Raw genomic sequence first — 3,098 nt, 5'->3', positions numbered from 1 at the left:
CTTCAATAGAGAATGGTTTACCGTCTACAATTCTTAAACGCTTCAAAAAATATAGTCTAGTTCCAATCTCACATTGCATCCGTTCTACTATCTCTTCATTTGCCTCTATTACTTCAATCTCTAGCACTTTCGTTTCAATATTTTGTGAAACGAGATTTTTCGTTAATCCACGTAAACTTCCTAAATTAATGTAATCTGTTACAGAAGTTTCACGTAAAAACATACCACTACCTTGCACTTGAAAAATATAACCTCTATTCACAAGTTGACTAATTACTTTACGTATCGTATTACGGCTTACTTCAAATCGATTCATCAACGCTTCTTCTGTAGGTAATTTTTTCGTTTCATTAAAAAGCCCATCTCGAATGTTTTGCTCTAACACATCTGCAATTTGTTTATACTTTGCACTCATACACTTTCTCCTAAAATACTCTTTTATCTGTTATAACTCTTCTCCTCTCGTTTCGATCACATGTTTATACCAATGAAACGAAAGTTTCTTCTTACGTTTTAAGTTATCATTATGATCGACAAAAATAAAGCCATATTGCTTTTTATATCCATTTAACCAACTTAACAAATCAATAACTGACCATGCATAATAACCTTTTAAATTAATTCCCTCTTGAATTGCACGCTTCATTACTTTTAAATGCTCTTCAATAAATTTAATTCTCGGAACATCTACAATTTCTCCGTCAATGATTGGATCTTCATCACCAAGTCCATTTTCCGTTACATACATCTTTATGTCGCCGTAACGTGCTTTCAACATATGCAATCCATCTAAGAAACCTTCGGGAGATATTTCCCATCCCCATCAACATAAGACGGATACTCACCTTTTAAAACTGGATCGTAGTACCAATGCGTTTCATATTCATTCGCATGATTTGCTGCTAGTATATTTTTTTTTTGATCATCCACACTATAAGCAGGTAAGAAAACATGTGTAATCCCTATCTCCCCATACTGTTTCAGCTGCTTGTACACCGCAACTGTTTTCGCATGCGCATAAAATACATAATGAGTCGCTTGAAAATACTTTGGAACATCATTTTGTATTCCTGGTGGATGTGCACCTTTTAAATAGCCTAATCCACAAAACATTACTGTTTCATTGAAAGTAATCCAATGTTTCACTCTATCACCAAATGCCTTAAAGCAAATTTCTGCATACTTTACAAAAGCCTCTGCTGTTCGTTTATTCGTCCACCCACCATCTTTTTCTAAYGGTAATGGTAGATCCCAATGATATAAAGTGGCAAACGGTACAATCCCGTACTTTAAACATTCATCAATTAAATTGTTATAAAATTCAATTCCTTTTTCATTTACCTCTCCATCTCCAGTCGGCAATATTCTCGCCCAAGAAATCGAAAAACGATACGATTCCAATCCCATCTCAGCCATTAAACGAACATCTTCCTTATATCGATGATAATGATCAACCGCTACATCACCATTTGTTCCATCGTATGTTTTGCCAGGAATTTTTGAAAACTCATCCCAATTCGTAACACCTTTTCCATCCTCATTCCATGCACCTTCTACTTGATAAGAAGCTGAAGCAGCTCCGAATAAAAAATCATGTGGAAACTTCATAGTATATACCTCCGTTTCATTACAAYAAATCAAATTCATTACTACATATAAAATTTATAGGTACAAATTTTATATGTAGTAATTATAGCTTAAGTTTCGATTTTTTTCTATCATGAACGTACGATATGTAAAGCTATATTTGATGTTAATTTTTAGAAAACAAAAAAGAAGCGAYGTATTTCATCGCTTCTTACTATGACAATCTTTACTCTTTTACAAGTGACTTATTCGCTCTTATAACTTCTTSATAAAGTATTGGGGRCCATTTTTCATTTATATAATCTTGAATTACCCAGCCCACTCTCGTAGGATTCTTTTGCTTCATATAGTTTGCAATTTCAGGATTTATGTAGGACGCATAATAATATGGACTATTCCATGCTGTACCACCAGAAGACAAGCTTGTAAAATTAATATATAGATGATTACAATCTTCACTGTTGTTAATCGTTTCATTTATCGTATCTTTAATAGATTTTACTTTCTCATCATAACTCACTTTATATTTATCTTGTACTGTTACATTTACATTTTGATTTACAGTTGTCGTAAACGTCTCATTATCTGGCCAATAAAAATTATTATATCCTCCAGATTCATTACTACCACTGTATCTTTTTAGTAGCACAATTTTTCCTCGAGCATCTCCAAGTCTTATATTCCCTTCTGTTTTTAAAAAGATAGGATCAGGAAAATATTTTTTTTCAAACGTACTACTAAATGAATCTTCTGCCCCTTTCATATCCTCATACTCTTTTTTTAAAGACATAATAATCGTTTCACTTGGATTATCTTTTAAAAATTGTTTCGCTTCATTTATAAATTCATGCAATGTTACATAAAGATATAATGGCCCATGATGAAGAACTATCGTATTATCATCTGTTAAACGCCCTCTAATATCAAAAATTCTAGCTCCGTGATCCATTTGGTAACGAAAATTATATTCTTGCGTCATTCCCCATACTTGCTTTATCGGATTTTGCAACTTGAACGTTCCACTATCATGTGTTCCTGGAATTGAAATTCGTGCTAACGGTACGTTATCGGGTATAGGTTGCATCCATTTTGACCAGTTTTCAAGCCCATTACCAGCGCTAGCAGCAACTGCTTGCTTATCATTGAAAGTAAATACAAATGTGCTAAGTATAGTACTACATATGAATAATTTCAAAATAAACTTCTTATTGCTCATTTTTAGTCCTCTCTTTTTCTGTTTTATATCAAACTTATTGAATATAATATAAGCTACTTAATAAATAATGTTTCATAAATATGGAATATTGCATAGAAGTAAAATTTAAAAACATCCACATATTCTCATCTCAATGCATTAAAAAAATTTAATATCCCTTTTCACTAGATAAATTATAGTAAGCAACAACTCGAACTTCAATGGGCTTTCATATGCAATATTTCATATTTGGGTCCTACATGATATAAATAAAAAACTTATAATGATTATTTATTCTATACGTGCTAATATACTT

Annotated in this window: 2 protein-coding genes and 1 pseudogene; all 3 read right to left on the bottom strand. The window is 32.2% G+C overall.

From position 1 onward, the window contains the following. On the bottom strand, nucleotides 1-415 hold a 415-nt coding region (locus AC1DJR_RS27045; RefSeq protein ID WP_477003950.1), incomplete at its 3' end, for a GntR family transcriptional regulator. A gap of 30 nt (nucleotides 416-445) precedes the next feature. Continuing rightward, nucleotides 446-1,608: pseudogene (locus tag AC1DJR_RS27040) on the bottom strand (glycoside hydrolase family 1 protein). Nucleotides 1,609-1,813: 205 nt separating this feature from the next. Beyond that, nucleotides 1,814-2,803, bottom strand: a complete 990-nt coding sequence (locus AC1DJR_RS27035) for a phosphatidylinositol-specific phospholipase C (RefSeq protein WP_477003949.1) — start codon at nucleotides 2,801-2,803, stop codon at nucleotides 1,814-1,816. Between the last annotated feature and the right edge of the window lie 295 nt (nucleotides 2,804-3,098).

This window comes from Bacillus sp. 05T31 (genome assembly GCF_056396725.1).
The sequence above is the reverse complement of the archived record's forward strand: the minus strand, read 5'-3'. Positions and strand labels throughout refer to the sequence as shown.